Origin of the sequence: uncultured Stenotrophomonas sp. (genome assembly GCF_913778665.1) — a bacterium.
Classification (GTDB): Bacteria; Pseudomonadota; Gammaproteobacteria; order Xanthomonadales; family Xanthomonadaceae; genus Stenotrophomonas.
Genome location: NZ_CAJYVQ010000003.1, coordinates 1 through 16,095, shown reverse-complemented (window position 1 = coordinate 16,095; position 16,095 = coordinate 1). Strand labels below are relative to the sequence as shown.

The 16,095-nt window shown below is 66.4% G+C and carries 14 protein-coding genes; 8 read left to right on the top strand and 6 right to left on the bottom strand.

Annotation, left to right across the window (positions count from 1 at the left end; all coding sequences use genetic code 11):
• Positions 1-74 precede the first annotated feature (74 nt).
• The 4 genes from QZ853_RS04785 to QZ853_RS04770 all read right to left on the bottom strand — a co-directional run bounded on the left by QZ853_RS04785 (position 75) and on the right by QZ853_RS04770 (position 3,871).
• Positions 75-989 carry an NAD-dependent epimerase/dehydratase family protein gene (locus QZ853_RS04785; RefSeq protein ID WP_295571154.1) on the bottom strand — a complete coding sequence of 305 codons (915 nt, stop codon included), beginning with the start codon at positions 987-989 and terminating at the stop codon, positions 75-77.
• The gene (gene panE, locus QZ853_RS04780; RefSeq protein WP_295571153.1) at positions 989-1,927 is read right to left on the bottom strand and encodes a 2-dehydropantoate 2-reductase; all 939 of its coding nucleotides are present in this window, start codon (positions 1,925-1,927) and stop codon (positions 989-991) included. Before panE ends, QZ853_RS04785 begins: the two co-directional genes overlap by 1 nt.
• Positions 1,928-2,114: 187 nt before the next feature.
• The gene (locus tag QZ853_RS04775; protein ID WP_295571152.1) at positions 2,115-2,906 is read right to left on the bottom strand and encodes an ABC transporter permease; all 792 of its coding nucleotides are present in this window, start codon (positions 2,904-2,906) and stop codon (positions 2,115-2,117) included.
• The gene (locus QZ853_RS04770) at positions 2,903-3,871 is read right to left on the bottom strand and encodes an ABC transporter ATP-binding protein (protein ID WP_295571151.1); all 969 of its coding nucleotides are present in this window, start codon (positions 3,869-3,871) and stop codon (positions 2,903-2,905) included. Before QZ853_RS04770 ends, QZ853_RS04775 begins: the two co-directional genes overlap by 4 nt.
• 85 nt (positions 3,872-3,956) lie before the next feature.
• Between QZ853_RS04770 and QZ853_RS04765 the strand changes: the two genes are divergently transcribed.
• A complete protein-coding gene (locus QZ853_RS04765; protein ID WP_295571150.1) occupies positions 3,957-4,706 on the top strand; it encodes a ferredoxin--NADP reductase in 750 nt (249 codons plus the stop codon).
• A gap of 74 nt (positions 4,707-4,780) precedes the next feature.
• Here QZ853_RS04765 and QZ853_RS04760 read toward each other — a convergent pair whose 3' ends face one another.
• Entirely contained in the window at positions 4,781-5,947 is a 1,167-nt protein-coding gene (locus QZ853_RS04760; protein WP_295571149.1) for a lytic polysaccharide monooxygenase, read from the bottom strand.
• Between the two features lie 214 nt (positions 5,948-6,161).
• Positions 6,162-6,647, bottom strand: a complete 486-nt coding sequence (locus QZ853_RS04755; protein WP_295571148.1) for a DUF1203 domain-containing protein — start codon at positions 6,645-6,647, stop codon at positions 6,162-6,164.
• A 153-nt stretch (positions 6,648-6,800) separates the two neighbouring features.
• Here QZ853_RS04755 and QZ853_RS04750 point away from each other — a divergent pair, with 153 nt between their 5' ends.
• From QZ853_RS04750 to QZ853_RS04720, 7 genes are all read left to right on the top strand, one after another.
• On the top strand, positions 6,801-8,003 hold the full coding sequence (locus QZ853_RS04750) for a GGDEF domain-containing protein (RefSeq protein ID WP_295571147.1): 1,203 nt from the start codon (positions 6,801-6,803) through the stop codon (positions 8,001-8,003).
• A 68-nt stretch (positions 8,004-8,071) separates the two neighbouring features.
• Entirely contained in the window at positions 8,072-9,598 is a 1,527-nt protein-coding gene (locus QZ853_RS04745; RefSeq protein WP_295571146.1) for an alpha/beta hydrolase, read from the top strand.
• Positions 9,595-10,341 (top strand): ATP-binding cassette domain-containing protein, encoded by a 747-nt coding sequence (locus QZ853_RS04740; RefSeq protein WP_295571145.1) that lies wholly within the window; start codon positions 9,595-9,597, stop codon positions 10,339-10,341. Before QZ853_RS04745 ends, QZ853_RS04740 begins: the two co-directional genes overlap by 4 nt.
• On the top strand, positions 10,338-11,522 hold the full coding sequence (locus QZ853_RS04735) for an ABC transporter permease (protein ID WP_295571144.1): 1,185 nt from the start codon (positions 10,338-10,340) through the stop codon (positions 11,520-11,522). Before QZ853_RS04740 ends, QZ853_RS04735 begins: the two co-directional genes overlap by 4 nt.
• Before the next feature lie 276 nt (positions 11,523-11,798).
• Positions 11,799-12,647, top strand: coding sequence for a DUF4123 domain-containing protein (locus QZ853_RS04730; RefSeq protein ID WP_295571143.1), 849 nt, complete (start codon positions 11,799-11,801; stop codon positions 12,645-12,647).
• Positions 12,644-15,349 (top strand): T6SS effector BTH_I2691 family protein, encoded by a 2,706-nt coding sequence (locus QZ853_RS04725; RefSeq protein ID WP_295571142.1) that lies wholly within the window; start codon positions 12,644-12,646, stop codon positions 15,347-15,349. The genes QZ853_RS04730 and QZ853_RS04725 overlap by 4 nt, the downstream gene beginning before the upstream one ends.
• Before the next feature lie 70 nt (positions 15,350-15,419).
• On the top strand, positions 15,420-16,095 hold a 676-nt coding region (locus QZ853_RS04720), incomplete at its 3' end, for a DUF6708 domain-containing protein (protein ID WP_345777881.1).

The window sequence follows — 16,095 nt, the reverse complement described above, 5'->3', positions numbered from 1 at the left end:
CCGGCAATCAACCGTGCTGCCGGCCAGCGGCCGGCAGCACGGTTGATTGCCGGCCAGCGGCCGGCACTACCGGATCAGCCGTCGCGCGGTAGCGCCGGGCCATGCCCGGCGAGCGAAGCGGCCAGTTCCTGCAGCCCTTCCCGATACGTCATGAACTTCGGCGTCCATCCCAGCGCCTCGCGCGTACCGCGGCTGTCGATGCGCTTGTTGCTGGCGTAGAAGCGCCGCAGCGTTGGACTCACGGCCGGGTCATCCCAGGCCATCGCCGGTGGCAGCGTGAATCCACCCAGCTGCGCGGCATAGGCCAGCACCTCCTGCGGTGGCGCCGGTTCGTCATCGGCAGGCAGGTACAGGCCATCCCGCGCGGGCCGCTGCATCGCCGCCATGACCACCGCCGCCAGATCCTCCACATGCAGCCGGTTGAACACCAGTCCGGGCCGCAGCACATGGCGCGCGCGCCCTTCGGCCAGTTGCAGCAGCGCATTGCGGCCAGGACCATACAGTCCCGGTAGACGGAACACCGCCGAGGCGATGCCACGCGCGTCGGCCAAGGCCTGCCACTGCGTTTCGGCCAGGCGACGCTGCATGCCAGCGGTTTCGCTGGCATCGGCCTCGCTGTTCTCGTCCACCCAGCCACCGCCACGATCGGCGTAGACCGAAGTCGACGACAGATAGCCCACCCAGCGCAGCGCTTTGCTGGCCTGCAGCGCAGGCAGCAGCTGGCGTAGTGCAGGATCGCCCTGCGCATCCGGCGGCACGCTGCACAGCACGGCCTGTGCCTGCGCGAGAGCCTCCAGCAGCTCCGCTGACGGCGTGGCATCGGCATGCAGGCGGTGCCGACGCAGTCCATCGTCGGCTGTCGACGACGGATCGCGTACCGTGCCCGACACCTGCACGCCACGTGCCTGCAGCTGCGCGGCGAGCGCGCGTCCACTCCAGCCCATGCCGAGGATCAGCACCGGCGACGGCAGTGGCGCGGGCGATGCCATCACGCGCTGCGCTGCGCCTGGTAGGCCTGCAGGCTGCTGTAGGCGACCTGCAGCAGCAGTGCTTCCTGCCCGGCGGTGCGTGCGCGCACGAGCATGTCACCGACGATGTGCGCCGCTTCCACCTGCTGGCCGGCTTCCAGGTCGCGCAGCATCGAGGCCTTCAGTGCAGAGCCGGCCTGGGTCAGGGTGCCGCGCGCGGCGTCCTGCGCAGCCTGCGGCACCGGTTCACCGGCCGCCTCGGCCACGGCCAGGCACTCGTCGTAGAGGCCGCGCACGATGGCCTCGCCATCATCGGTGGCGACGATGGTGCCGATGTCCGCGCGCAGCAGGCAGGTGGCCGCTGCAAGCGCGGTCAGGAAGGTGTACTTGATCCACTGTTCCTGGCCGATGTGCTCGCTGGCCAGGTGGTCCAGCTTGGCCTGCGCACAGGCAAGGGCGAAGGCACGCACGCGGTCGGAGATCGCACCACCGTCGCGCTCGCCGAAGGTCAGCTTTGCCGGCTTGCCCAGGTGCAGCACCGCGCCATCGGGCGCCTTGGTGGCGCTGATGAAGCACAGGCCGCCGAGCACCGCCTCGCGGCCGAAGCGTGCATCCAGCGCGGCGTAGTGGTGCAGGCCGTTGAGGATCGGCAGCACGGTGGTGTTCTTACCCACGGCTGGGGCGATCGCATCGATCGAGCTGTCCAGGTCATAGGCCTTGCAGCTGAGGATGACCAGGTCGAAGGGCTGCTGCGCGGCAAGCGCGGGCAGGGCGTCGGCAGTGACGTGCTGCACAGGGAAGCTGGCGTCACCTACGGGGCTGCGGATGACCAGGCCATCGCGGTCCAGCTGGCTGGCGCGGGTCGGGCGGACCAGGAAGGTCACGTCCACACCGGCCTGCGCCAGGCGGCCGCCGAAGTAACCGCCGGTACCACCGGCGCCGAGAATCAGGATGCGCATTGCACGTTCGCCGTTTTCTGGGGGAGTGTTCGCCCCCGATTGTGCCGGAGATCGCAGGCAAAAAAGAGCCGGGCATTTGCCCGGCTCTACAGGTTTACGCCCCGCCATCCCACGAAATGCCAGCGTTTGACGTTGACATTGCCCTGGCTTGCAGCGGGTGCAGGGCCGCAGGCCCTGCGGGCAACCCTCAGCTACGCATGCCCACGCCACGGCGCAGCAGCCACAGTGCCAGTGCGGTCAGCACCACCACGAAGCCGAGCATCAGCGCATAGGCCACCCACACCGGCACATCGCTGCTGCCCAGCAGGCCGTAGCGGAATGCATTGACCATGTAGAAGATCGGGTTGGCGTGCGTTGCCGCCTCGGCCCAGCCCGGCAGCAGCTTCACCGAATAGAACACGCCGCCCAGGTAGGTCAGCGGGGTCAGGATGAAGGTCGGCACGATCGCCACGTCATCGAACTTCTTGGCGTACACCGCGTTGATGAAGCCGGCCAGCGAGAAGATCGTCGCGCCCAGAATCACCGTGGTCAGCGTCACCAGCGGGTGCGGGATGCGCACCGGGGTGAAGAACATCGCGATGATCAGCACGATCACGCCGACCATCAGGCCGCGCAGCACCGCACCGGCCACATAGCCCCACAGGATCACCCAGTTCGGCATCGGGCTGACCAGCAGTTCTTCCACGTGGCGGCCGAACTTGGCGCCGAAGAACGAGGAGCTGATGTTGCCGTAGCTGTTCTGGATCACGCTCATCATCACCAGGCCCGGCACGATGAACTGCATATAGCTGTAACCGCCCATGTCACCCACGCGCGAGCCGATCAGCCCGCCGAAGATGAGGAAGTACAGGGTCATCGTGATCGCCGGCGGCACCAGGGTCTGGCCCCAGATGCGCAGGATGCGCGCCACTTCGCGGCGCACGATGGTCATCAGGGCGATGCGGTTGCGCTGGCCGTCGGTCAGCTCGGTGGTGCTCATGCGGACGTCTCCAGGTTGCCGGTGAGGCGCACGAACAGCTCCTCCAGGCGGTTGCTCTTGGTGCGCATCGAACGTACGCGGATGCCGGACTCGTTCAACGTGGCGAACACGCGGTTGAGATCCATGGCGCGCGGCATGTCGATGTCCAGCGTGTGCGCGTCGGGCGCGGTCAGGGTTGCGCCTTCGATCACCGGCAGCTGCGCCGGCAGGTCGCCGTCGATATCCATGAGGAAACCTTCCACGTCCAGCTTGGCCAGCAGGGCGCGCATCGGCCCCTGTTCGACGATCTGGCCATGGTTGATGATCGCCAGGTGCCGGCACAGGTACTCGGCCTCTTCCAGGTAGTGCGTGGTGAGGATGATGGTGGTGCCGGCCGCGTTGATCTCCTTAAGCACGCGCCACATGTCGCGGCGGATCTCGATGTCCACGCCGGCGGTCGGCTCGTCGAGGATCAGCAGGCGCGGGCGGGTCATCATCGCGCGGGCGATCATCAGCCGGCGCTTCATGCCGCCGGACAGGGTGCGGCTCATCACCTGCGCCTTTTCCCACAGGTGTGCGCGCTTGAGTTCCTCTTCGGCGCGCTGCTCGGCTTCCTGGCGCGGCACGCCGTAGAAACCGGCGTAGTTGACCAGGATGTCGAAGGGCTTCTCGAACAGGTTGAAGTTGATTTCCTGCGGCACCAGCCCGATCAGGCGCATGGTGGCGCTGCGGTTGCGCACCAGGTCGCTGCCGAACACCTCCACCTGTCCCTCGCTGAGGTTGACCAGGGAGCTGATGATGCCGATCAGGGTGGACTTGCCGGCGCCGTTGGGGCCGAGCAGGGCGAAGAAGTCGCCCGGGGCCACTTCCAGGGAAACGCCCTTCAGGGCCTGGGTGCCGTTGTCGTAGGTCTTGCGCAGGTCGCGCACGCGCAGGGCGGGCGCCATATCGTTCTGGGATGCCAAGCTCGAAGCCTTCGCGCCCATGGGCTGGCGCTGGAGAGGGGGCGGGGAGGGGCTATTATAGAAGACCCCGAGGGCTTGCCCCGGCTACACACTGTCCCGAAAAGTCGTGCCTGTTCAATTCCCCCTCAAGCTGGTCGGCCGCCGTATGCTGGCCCCGACCGTCGGCCACTACCAGTTCGTGCGTGATGACGGACAGCCGCTGGATTTCCAGCCGGGCCAGTTCATCCAGGTCCATTTCAGCTACGCCGACGGCACCGAAACCAAGCGCAGCTACTCGCTGGCGACCATTCATGATCACGCGCTGGGCCCGGGCGAGGCGGTGGATATCGCCGTCAGCTTCGTGCCCGGCGGCGCCGCCACGGCGCTGTTCGAGGCGCTGGAGCATGGCGGCCAGGTCAGCGCGTCCGGCCCGTATGGCCGCTTCTGCCTGAACCCCGGCGACCACAACGCCCGCTACCTGCTGATCGCCACCGGCACCGGCGTCACCCCCTACCGCTCGATGTTGCCGCTGCTGGAAACGGCGATGACCGAGCGCGGCGTGCAGATCGTGCTGCTGCAGGGCGCGCGCAGCCCCGATGAGCTGCTGTACAGCGAAGATTTCTACAGCTTCGCCGAAAAGCACCCGAACTTCCGCTATGTTCCGTGCCTGTCGCGCGAACTGCCGGTCGATCCGCATCCGGACGTGCAGCACGGCTACGTGCAGCAGGCGCTGGCCGGCTTCACCCCGGACCCGGCCACCGACATCGCCTACCTGTGCGGCAATCCGGACATGGTCGACGCCTGCGCCGAGCTGCTGAAGGCCGCCGGCCTGGGCAACCCGCAGATCCGCCGGGAGAAGTACGTCAGCAGCAAATAGATCCGGGTAGTGCCGGCCGCCGGCCGGCACCCCGATGAACCGGAGGCGGCCTCATGCCGCCCCCGGAACCTGCGTCAGTACGCGATCCAGGCATCCCGCCAGGCAGAACCGGTGCCCGGCCGGTAGGCCTCTGCATTGACGTTGCACCAGGCGCCTTCCGGGAACGGGCGGCAGGCGTACAGCTTGCCGTCGGTGCCCTTCACCACGGTCTGGCCGGGCGTGTAGCTGCCGAGGCCGACCGGGTACACATGGTCGAAATCACCGCCCGGCGACGGCGTGCCCGGGTCCGGCACCTTGGTGTCGAGCTGGAAGCGGTTGCCGTCCTTCAGGTACACACGGTTGGCGGTGGCCGATGCGGTCGGCGTGATCACGCCATTGTCCAGCACGCCCACGCGCGCGTGCTGGGCGCTGCCGTTGACCTTGCGCGCGAGCACCAGCGGCCACTGTGCGGCACCGGTCTGGCCATTGGCCAGGGTGGCGTCCACGCGCTCGACATCGTTGCCGTTGGCATTGAACACGCGCAGCGCCAGTGTGGTACCGATCGGCAGTTCACCACGCGCGGTGACCGGGCCGGCATCCTGCCATCGCGGTGCCGGGGTGGTGCCGCCACCCTGGAAGCGCACGTCCATGCAGGTATAGAACGCCTCGGTCGAATCCGAGCGCTGCCAGGTGTTGTAGATCACGTGCTGGCCGCTGCGCTGCGGCAGCGTGCACTGAAGCTTGTAGGTGCCATCGGCCGACAGCGGTGTGTTGCCCAGCGTGCAGAACTCCTGCAGGTCGGCCCAGCGCAACGGGCTGCCTGGCTGCCAGCCCTCGCGGGTGACGAAGAAGCGCCAGTCACGCGTGGCGTGCGGCGCGGTGGCCTTGAACACGAAGGTGAACCTGCCATTCGCATCGGGCTGGATCGGCGTGGTCTGCCAGTCGCTGCGGTCCACATCCAGGCCGCGGAAGGTCGGGTTGTTGCCGCTGCACAGCTTGCCATCGGGTACCACCGCCTGATGGTTGCCGTTGGCGTTGGCCTGGTTGATGCCGTTCCAGTCGTAGAACGCCTGCGAGCCGCCGATCGCCTTGGCGGCCGCGCAGGCCGGGTTGGTCGGATTCTCCGGGTTGCCCTGGAAGCAGGCATAGACGCGGCTGACCGGGGTGGTCATGGTGCCGTGGGCGACCGCGGTGCCGGCCAGGCACAGGCCGGTGGCGGCGAACGTGGTGGCCAGCAGCAACGGTGTGGTTCGGAATGACATGGCGCATCCTTGTGGTCGTCGAAAGGGAACGGTGACCGCAGGAGCTGCGCTGCGCGGCGGACTTTCGGCGGCACCGCGACGAGTATCGAGTCGCGATGCGGACGGCGGAACCCTGGAAGTGCCGATCCGTGACTGTGCGTGTGAAGCCCTTCCCGCAGGCTTCACGCGTGGCTGAACGGATGCGCTGGCGATCACGTGATCGGCGTGGAATCGATCACGTCACGGAGATGCCGATGCGATCCGCCTGGCACGAGAAGCAACCATGCGCTGCGTTATGCAGCTGCACGAAAGCCACCGCGGGATCGGCAAAAAGGCTGTCCAGCTGCGCGCCGACTTCGGGGCCGGCGCAGACCTGCGCACTACGCATCAGTGCCGACGCGTCGTAGGCACGCAACGAGATCAGGCGGCGCTGCACATAGGGCGGCACCTTGCCGGCGGGGAGCACGCAACGGCTGACGCCGCGCTGCACGAAGATCGGGCCGGACGCGTGATAGGGCGAGTGCAGTGGCAGATGCACATGGGACAGCAGGAGCAGTTCGCTGCCGCTGGCCGGATCGCTCAGGCTGATCCGGCAGGGATGGCCACCGTTCGCGCCGGCCCAGCGGCGCTGGATGCCCAACGCGGCGAGTGTGGCATCGCTTCTCTCGAACAGGTGCTGGAACGGGCGGTGGTCGAGGCCACTGAGGTACCAGGCGTGCATCGGCGTCTCCTGAGTTTTCGCCGATTCTGCGCAGGCAGGCCCTGCCATGCTCGCCGTTTCCCGACCCCGCATCCGCCAGCGCGTGGCGAGGACATCGGCGGCATCGCGGCAAAGCGCTAAGATGCGCGCGCCGCCGTCGCCGACCCACGCCGCATGTCCCTGGATTTCCCCACCATTGCCGTGCTTGGCTTCCTGCTCTGCATCGGCATCGCGGTGGGGTTCTCGTTGCTGCTGGTGGTGCTGCGCGGGCAACCGGTACTGCGACAGTGGACCGCCAGCCTGTGGTTGCTGACCCTGGGGGTGACCCTGTTGGCGTTGCGGCCGTACCTGCCGCTGGTTCCCGCGGTACTGGCCGGCAACGCCGCGATGGCCGGCTGTGGCCTGATGATGCTGCGCGGCGTGGCCCTGCACCTGGAGCAGCCGCTGCCGTTGTGGCGACCGCTGCTGATCGCGGCGGCCTTCATGGCCTGCATCTTTGCCTTTCTCGTGCTCTGGCCAAACCTGGGCCTGCGCCTGCAGGTGTTCAGCGTCTTCGCGATGATCGTCGATGGTTGGATCGCCTGGCTGCTGCTTCGCCATGCACCGCGGCAGCAGCGCACCAGCTGCCGGCTGGCGGCCGCCGTGTTCCTGGCCGAGGCAGCGCTGTATGCCGTGCGCCTGTTCCTGCCGGTGGCGCCCGATGCTGGCGAAGACATCATGCGTACCGGTTCACCGATGTTCGCCACCTACATCGCCGGGGTGATGCTGGAACTGGCGCGCTGCTTTGCGATGGTGCTGCTGCTGGTCGAGCGCATGCTGGTCGATCTGCGGCATGCGGCACGCACCGATGGCCTGACCGGCCTGCTCAACCGCAGCGCGGTACTGGCCGACGGCCAGGCGCAGCTGCAGCTGGCGCGGCGGCAGGGCCGGCCGTTGGCGCTGCTGCTGGTGGATGTCGATCACTTCAAGCAGATCAATGACCGCTGGGGTCACCTGGCGGGTGACCAGGTGCTGCGCCACTTCGCCTCGGTGCTGCGGCGCAGTGCGCAGGGATCGTCGGCACTGCTGGGCCGCTACGGCGGCGAGGAGTTCGTGCTGGTGCTGGCCGGCAGCGGACAGGACGACGCAATGGCAGGGGCCGCAGCGATCCGTGCCGCTCTGCAGCAGTGCCCGGCGCGCCTGGCCCTCGGACCGGTGTCGGTCACCGCCAGCATCGGCCTGGCGATGGACGAAGGCCAAGGCGACCTGTCCACGCTGCTGGCGGCGGCCGATGCGGCGCTGTACCGGGCCAAGGCCGAGGGCCGGGATCGGCTGGCCTGCGCCGTAGCGGCCGGGAATCCGCTTCTGCCCATCGCCGCCGACGCGCTGCCCGTGTAAGTTGAGTCACATCTTCCGCGACAGCCCGTCGTGGTCGGCAGGAACGTCCTCCAGGGGAAACACGCACGATGCAAAGACACCACCTTGTGCTGGCCGGGATGCTGGCCAGCCTGATGCTTGCCGGTTGCAGCCAGCCGCCGTCGGCGGCCGGCCAGAGCGCCAGCGACGCGCCCAGCCGCCGCTTCGGCACGATCGATTTCCAGCCCTGCAGCTTGTCCACCGTCGGCGCCAGCGCCAACGTGGAAGCGCAGTGCGCCAGCCTGCAGGTGCCCGAGGACCGGGCCCACCCCGACGGCCGCAGGATCGGCCTGCGCATCGCCTGGCTGGAGTCGGGCGACGGCGGCAGTGGCCAGCCGGACCCGGTGTTCTTCCTGGCCGGCGGCCCGGGCCAGGCCGCCAGCGAAGTGGCGGTCGTCGTCGATACCGCGCTGCGCCAGGTGCGCAAGCAGCGTGATGTGTTCCTGATCGACCAGCGCGGGACCGGCGGCTCCAACCCGCTCAGCTGCCTCGGCGCGGATGGCAAGGCGATGCAGCTGGACGAGGATGCGGCCCCGACCGAGGCGGTGATGCGTGACTTTGCGCAGCGTTGCGCGGCCTCGCTGCAGGGCCGTGCCGACCCGCGCTTCTACACCACCGCCGAAGCCATCGCCGACCTCGATGCCGTGCGCCAGGCGCTGGGCGTGGAAAAACTGAATCTCGTGGGGGGCTCCTACGGTACGCGTGTGGCCCAGCGCTATGCGATCGCCTACCCGCAGCACACCCGCAGCCTCGTCATCGACGGCGTGGTCCCCAACGACCTGGTGGTCGGCGGCGAATTCGCCAAGACCTTCGACAATGCCATCACCCTGCAGTCTGCGCAGTGCCGCAAGGATGCCGCCTGCAGCAAGCGCTTCCCGGTCGATACCCGTGAACAGCTGCGCAGCGTGGCCGACACCCTGCGCCGTGCGCCGGTCACCGTGGATTATCGCGACCCCGGCACCAATGCGCCGCGCCAGGACGTGCTGTCGCCGGACAGCGTGGTCGGTCTGGCGTTCGCTTTCTCCTACGTGCCCGAATATTCATCGCTGCTGCCGCTGGTGCTGGATGAAGCCGCGCAGGGCCGCTACGCGCCGCTGGCTTCGCTGGTGCGTGGCGCCACCCGCAGCATGGATTTCCAGATCAACCGCGGCATGCAGTGGTCGGTGATCTGCAGCGAGGATGCGCCGCGCTACCAGCCGCCGGCAGAGAGCGATGACGCGCTGTTCGGCGCCGAGGCCGCGCGCGCCTTCTTCGCGGCGTGCCCGGTGTGGCCGCACCAGCCGGCTGCCGCCACGCTGACCGCGCCGTTGAAGTCGGATCTGCCGGTGCTGCTGCTCTCCGGTGAACTGGACCCGGTCACCCCGCCGCGCTATGCCGAACAGGTGCTCAAGGGCCTGCCCAACGGCCGCGCGCTGGTCGCCCGCGCGCAGGGCCACGGCACGCTCAACGCCGGCTGCATGCCGCGCCTGCTCGGCCAGTTCCTCGACACCACCGATGCCAAGGCGCTCGATGCCAAGTGCCTGGATACGCTGAGCTACGTGCCGGCGTTCACCTCGTTCAACGGATGGACCCCATGATCGTCGCTGACAATCTGCACAAGGCCTTCGACACCCGCACCGGTCGCATCCAGGCGGTGTCCAACGTCGGCTTCCGCGCCGCCGATGGCCAGATCACCGGCCTGCTCGGCCCCAACGGCGCCGGCAAGACCACCACCATGCGCATGCTGTACACCTTGATGACGCCCGACCAGGGCAGCATCAGCGTCGACGGCATCGATGCCGCGCGCAATCCGGTGGACGTCCGCCGCCACCTGGGCGTGCTGCCCGACGCGCGTGGCGTCTACAAGCGCCTGACCGCACGCGAGAACATCGCCTACTTCGGCGAGCTGCATGGCCTGTCCGCACAGCGCATCCGCGAACGCATCGAGGTGCTGTCGCACGCACTGGACATGGGTGACATCCTCGACCGCCAGACCGATGGCTTCTCGCAGGGCCAGCGAACCAAGACCGCCATTGCCCGGGCGCTGGTGCATGAACCGCGCAACGTCATCCTCGACGAACCCACCAACGGCCTGGACGTGATGACCACCCGCGCTCTGCGCCGGTTCCTGCTGGGCCTGCGCGAAGAGGGCCGCTGCGTGATCCTGTCCAGCCACATCATGCAGGAGGTGGGCGCGCTGTGTGACCACATCGTGATCATCGCCAAGGGCACGGTGATGGCCGCCGGCAGTGCCGATGAACTGCGCGCGCAGTCCGGCGAGCGCAATCTGGAAGATGCATTCGTGAAACTGATCGGCAGCGAAGAGGGCCTGCACGCATGAGCATGATGTCGACCCTGATGACGGTGATGCGCAAGGAACTGCGTGACCTGTCGCGCGATCGCCGCACGCTGGCGCTGACCCTGCTGTTCGGCCCGTTGCTGTACCCGCTGCTGATCCTGGGCATGGGCAAGCTGTCCGAAAGCCGCGTTCGCACCCAGATCGAGCAGCCGCTGCAGATTCCCACCATCGGCGCCGAGCACGCACCGAACCTGGTCCGCTTCCTGGCCGCGCAGGGCCTGAATGCCAGCGTGGCGCCGAAGGACCTGGCCGAGGCCATCCGCTCGCAGGAGATCGACGTGGCACTGCGCATCAGCCCGGATTTCGGCAAGGACTGGGCCGATGGCAAGCCGGCACGGGTGGAGGTGATCCGTGACAGCACGCGGCGTGCCGCCGAGGTGCCCAGTGCACGCCTGCAGGCAGCACTGGCCACCTACAACGGCCAGGTCGGTGCGCTGCGCCTGATGGCGCGTGGCATCGATGCCCAGGTCGCACGGCCGCTGGACGTGGCCAGCCAGGACATGGCCAGTGCCGAAGCCAAGCGCGGGCTGATGCTGTCGGCGTTGCTGCCGATCCTGCTGACTCTGACCTCGTTCCTGGGCGGCGCCTATCTGGTGATGGATACCACCGCCGGCGAGCGCGAGCGGCAATCGCTGGAGCCGCTGCTGGCCACGCCGGGGTCACGCAGCGCGATCGTCAGCGGCAAGATCGCCGCCGCCTGCATGGTCGGCTTCGCCTCGCTGCTGCTGACCCTGCTGGCCTTCAAGGTGAGTGCGCAGATCGCCCCGGGCAATATCGGCCGCCAGCTCAACATGAACATCATGGCGATGGTGCAGATGCTGCTGGTGATGCTGCCGATGCTGCTGATCGGCACCTCGCTGCTGACCTTCCTCGCCGCCGCCGCCAAGAGCATGAAGGAAGCACAGAGCCACATGACCTGGCTGATGCTGCTGCCGATGCTGCCGGGCTATGCACTGATCGCCTACCCGGTGAAGAGCCAGCCGTGGCAGTACGCGGTGCCGTTCCTGTCGCAGAACCAGATGCTGCTGAAGGTGATCCGCCACGAGACCATCACCCCTTCGGTATGGGCGATCTACCTCGGTGCCAGCCTGGGCCTGGCTGCCGTGTTGTGGTTTGCCGCCGTACGCCGGTACCACAACGAGCGCCTGGCGATTTCCGGCTGAGCGCGGATGGCAGCGCCGTGCCGTGCCCGGCGGAACTGAAACGAGGCCCGGTCATTCCGGGCCTCGTTGTTTCCGGATCGGTTCATGGTGTTGCCAGGACGATGTTGCCAGGCATGGCGCCAGCCGTGGCCAACGGATCTGTGGCGACCGATGCGGGTCCGCGCATCAGTAAGAAATATTGCAAAAGCAGTGGGGTGATGCAGGCTGTCGTTTCTGCCTCTTAATGCGGTGGGCATGGGGCCGTACGGTGGCATCACACTTCTTCACCGTGATCCAATGGACCTGGACTCACCTCACGCCGCCCCCGTCGAGATGGGGCACCGCACCTTCCTCGCGCAGACGCATGGCATCGTCGATCAGGCGTGGGTCGCGGCCTCGCAGTTCGCCGATCTTCCGGTCGAACCGCTGAACCCACCGTTGCTGGGCAGGTGCCTGCACTTGCCGCCGCTTCTGGTGCCACTGCACGCACTTTCATGGCAAGTGCGGCTTGAACTGCTTGAGCGCGCCGATGCCCACCTGCGCGATCGCGGTCGGCCGCTGTTCTGCACCCTGCTTGCGAGCGACGCACCCGAACGGGTCCGAAACCACCTGATGAGCCGGATGGCGCCCTTGCGCCCGCGTACCGGCAGGGTGCTGTTCCGCGTACACGACGCACGGGTATTCCGTCATCTCCGGTGGATGCTCGAACCTTCCCAGATGGCACAGTTGATGGGGCCGATTTCGGCCTGGACCTGGCATGAGCCACTGGGCAATACATGGCGCACCCAGCAGCGTCCCGCCACCGAGGGTCCGCCCGGTCCGTTGATCCATCCTGACCAATGGGACGATCTGGCCCAGGTCGCCTGCATCAACGGCTGCCTGAGAGACCTGGCCGAGGCGGGTGCCGGCCACGCCAGCTCGCTGCTGCCCGCCTTGCGGCAGGCGATCTGCGAAGCCAGGAGCGTGGGGCTGAAGGATCTGGACGATCTGCAGGTGTACGCGTGCCAGCGTCTGCGCGATGGCGAGGGAGCGGCCCGGCAAGCGGCACTGAACCTGAGGCTCAAGCGTGTCCAGCAGCAGGGAATGTCCTATCGCATGGCCTGCCAGCTGGAGCGACAGCAGGGTCTGCAGACGGAGGCGGCATGACCGGGCTCGAGACCCACCCCGATTATTGCCCGAACTGCATCACATCGGGGCTGCCGCTGCTGCTTGCGCGCTATGCGGTGGCGCGGGCAGACGAGGAGGTGCGCGAAGCAGCGCCCGTTCTGCAGGTACCGTTCGACGACATCAGCAACGCACAGCCTCTGCCAGCGGATGCGGCGCACTACACGCTTCGCCTGCTGCGGGGCGGCTATGTCTACAGCTACCATCAGGCGCGTGACGAGTGGAAAGCATGGCAGTTGAACGAATACGGAGACCTGAGTGCGTTCGACATCCGTGATCTGACCCCGCCGTCCCAGAACGATACGCAGCCCGCGAGGTGCTCACGGCACGGCGAAACGTTGCTGTCCAAGTGCATCATCGTGCCCGACGCCGGCCACGCAACCCTGTTGTGGCTGGCCTACAGCAGCGCACCGTGGACGCGCAGGGTGTGGCAGAAGCACAAGGATGAGGCCTATCGGCAGCAGCATATGCGGTGCGTCGATATTGCCGCGTGGCGCACAGGTACTTCCGCGCAAGCGCACGTGGCTGGGCTTCAGCATGCCCTGAGCCAAGTGGCCGAGCTCCACCTGGCCAAGCCATCCACGACCTTGACAGTCTCACGCGATGACAGGGGAGTGCAGGGCATTCCAGCGATCAATGCGGTCCCCGGCGTGCATGCGTTCGAGTACAGCGTGGATCAATGGGCAAACTACTCCATTGCCCAAGTCGAGCTGTTGATCGCGCAGGCAAACATCGCTGCCGGTCATCCGCAGGTATCGCCGCCTGCGCTGGTGGCGCTGGACGATCCGATCGGCATCATTTCCGATCTCAACCATCTCGCCACCGAACGCATTCTTGAATGGGAGGCCGAGCCCGAGCGCCAGGAGAGGCTGCAGTCGGCTTCCTCCATTTCGATGATCGAGGGCGCTGTTCGCCAAGGTGCATTCGAAGATGTCGCGTACCGCCGTAGAGAGGCCGCGCTGTTCGGTCGCGGTGTGGTCAGCATCCTGGGCGGGAAAACCAACGCGGAACAGCTGGCCAGGCCCCTGCAAGCATGGAATCACGACATATTTGCCGTCGAGGATGAGGAGGAGGTGCTGGTCAACGCCGAGAAGTCCTGGCGCAGGTACAGTCGCCACCTGCGCCAGCGTGATGCACACACGCACTGGCTGGAGCAGGTGTACGCCCCTGCGCAGGCGCGGTTCTATGAAGATACTGTGGCCGACCTGGACAGGGCATGCATTGCATGGTGGCAGGCGCCGGCCTTCTTGCAGCACATGCAGAGCAACTATGACAGCAGGGACAGCACCAGCGGGCTGCTCTACCAGGAAGTGGTGACCAACCTGCTGCGCGACTCAGGCTCGCGCGGCCTGATCATGGGCTATCTGCTCGAGCGGCTGCAGCAGGATGACGTGCAGGACCCCGGAGCCATCCTTCTGCGAGCGCAGATGTGGAACCAGGATGCGTTGCTCAAGACATGGAAGGACACCATGGAGAACGCCAGTGTCGCACCGGGCACGCGGGACTGGCTGACAGCAGCCAACGGCCTGTCAAACGCGCTGAAGGCGCTGCTGGATGCAGAATCCGCCGGAAAGCTGGGCGCGATGTTCCAGGGTACGGCCAAGCTGGTGGAGCAGCTTTCCGCACCCCTGACACAGATGATCGGCCGCGGAATGTGGCGGGTATTCGAGGGCGGCGCCATGCTGTTGCCGACCCGGATGCAGGTGGGGATGCTGGCGGCACTCGCACAGGCGGCATCACCCGGCAGCGAGCTGGTGGATCTGAGCGGGCACACAACGCCCAAGCGCGCCCGCAATGCCCTGGCGATGGTGGTCAGCGAGCGTGCCGGGTTGAACGCGGCCAGTCAGGCGCGCGCCGTGGCCGCGCACGCCGTTGCCGCTGCCGACGCGGATATGGACGGGAAGCGTTTCAGGATCGGACTCGTTGCCTTGGTCGACAGCGATCAGTTGCGGTTGTTCAAGGCGCTGAACGCGAAAGCGGTGATCACCGGAACGTCGCGACATGCCGAACTGGCGCGAACGCTGACAACCGTGGATATGTACGACGCACTGCGCGGCAGCTTCGCCAAGCTTGGCAACACCTCCTTCGCCTATGGCACGGCCAGCCTGGTATTTGCCTCCGCCAGCCTGTCCGAACTGAGCAGGCAGTACAGCAAGGCACTGCCGCGTGAACGCTCACTGCTGGGCGCCAACTTTGCTGCCGGCGTGGGTGCACTGGTGGGCGACTCGGCGATGCTGCTGGGTGAGATCGGATCGAAGTTGCCCTGGTTCTCGCAGAAGCTTGCCGAGCCGATGGGGCGATGGGCATTTCGCGCTCAGACCCGGGCGGCAGTTGTCTTCGCTGCAGGACGTTGGTTGAGTGGGATTGCTGGGATGGTGCTGGGTGGGCTGGCGATTTACGAAGGGGCGCGTGATTCCAAGCTCAATAAAGGCTACGGTTTTGCGCTCGGTCTCAGCGGTACATTGTCAGTAGTATCCTCCTTGCTAGTCCTATTCGCCATGGCTATACCGTTGGCGATCATTCTGATGATCATCGCGGCTGCCATAACTGTGGTTGTCGCGTGGTTCAAGCCGGACGACACTGAACACTGGATGGATCGCGCGCTTCACTTCGGAAAGAATGCGGCTGGGGAGTTCCAAGGGATGGATGAGCAGATGGATCAATTGAAAAAGATCAGGGTGTAACCAGATGCTTACTGGGTGGGTTGCGAAATTTCCGAAAAATCGTGGGCCGGATCATGTCGAGAGGCGTGCTGTGCTCAAGAATGATGATTTGGGAGAGTCAGTTCCTGACGACGCTTTCGGCCTGATTCGCTTCAGTTCGACGTACATCGAATTTGTCGATAGAACTTTTAAAGTTAAGGGTATGGCGCACTGCATTGCTGCGCTCGTTGGATGCACTATTGGCATATGGATGTTCTTTGCATTTGCACAGTCTGCTTCGGGGACCGAAGAGGGTGTCATCGGCAGCGGCGGTTATCTTGCCATCGTGGCGGTAATGTCACTTGGCATCATCCTTCCTGCGTGGCTTATCTATCTGAGACATGACCTCTTCCAGTACACCCATTACCCAGTCCGGTTCAACCGAATCACGCGCAAGATCTACTTCTTCAGGCACAACGGTCCCGGCGGCGTGACCGTCGTTCCCTGGGGTTCGCCCTACGCCTTCTTCCACATCGGCCGTGGCGCGCAGAATCCTGAGCTGCTCGACCTCCGATGCCACCTGCTGGATCGCAATCAGCAGATACAACAGACCTTCACCATCGGCCACTTCTGGGAACATGAGGATGACATCCGCGAACCGTGGGCGCTGATCTGCCGCTACATGCAGGACGGCCCGGAGGGCTGCTACGACGATCCACTGGACCGGGTCATCACGCTCTCGTCGGATCCAACGATCCGCAACTGCTGGCTGATGGTGATCCTGATGA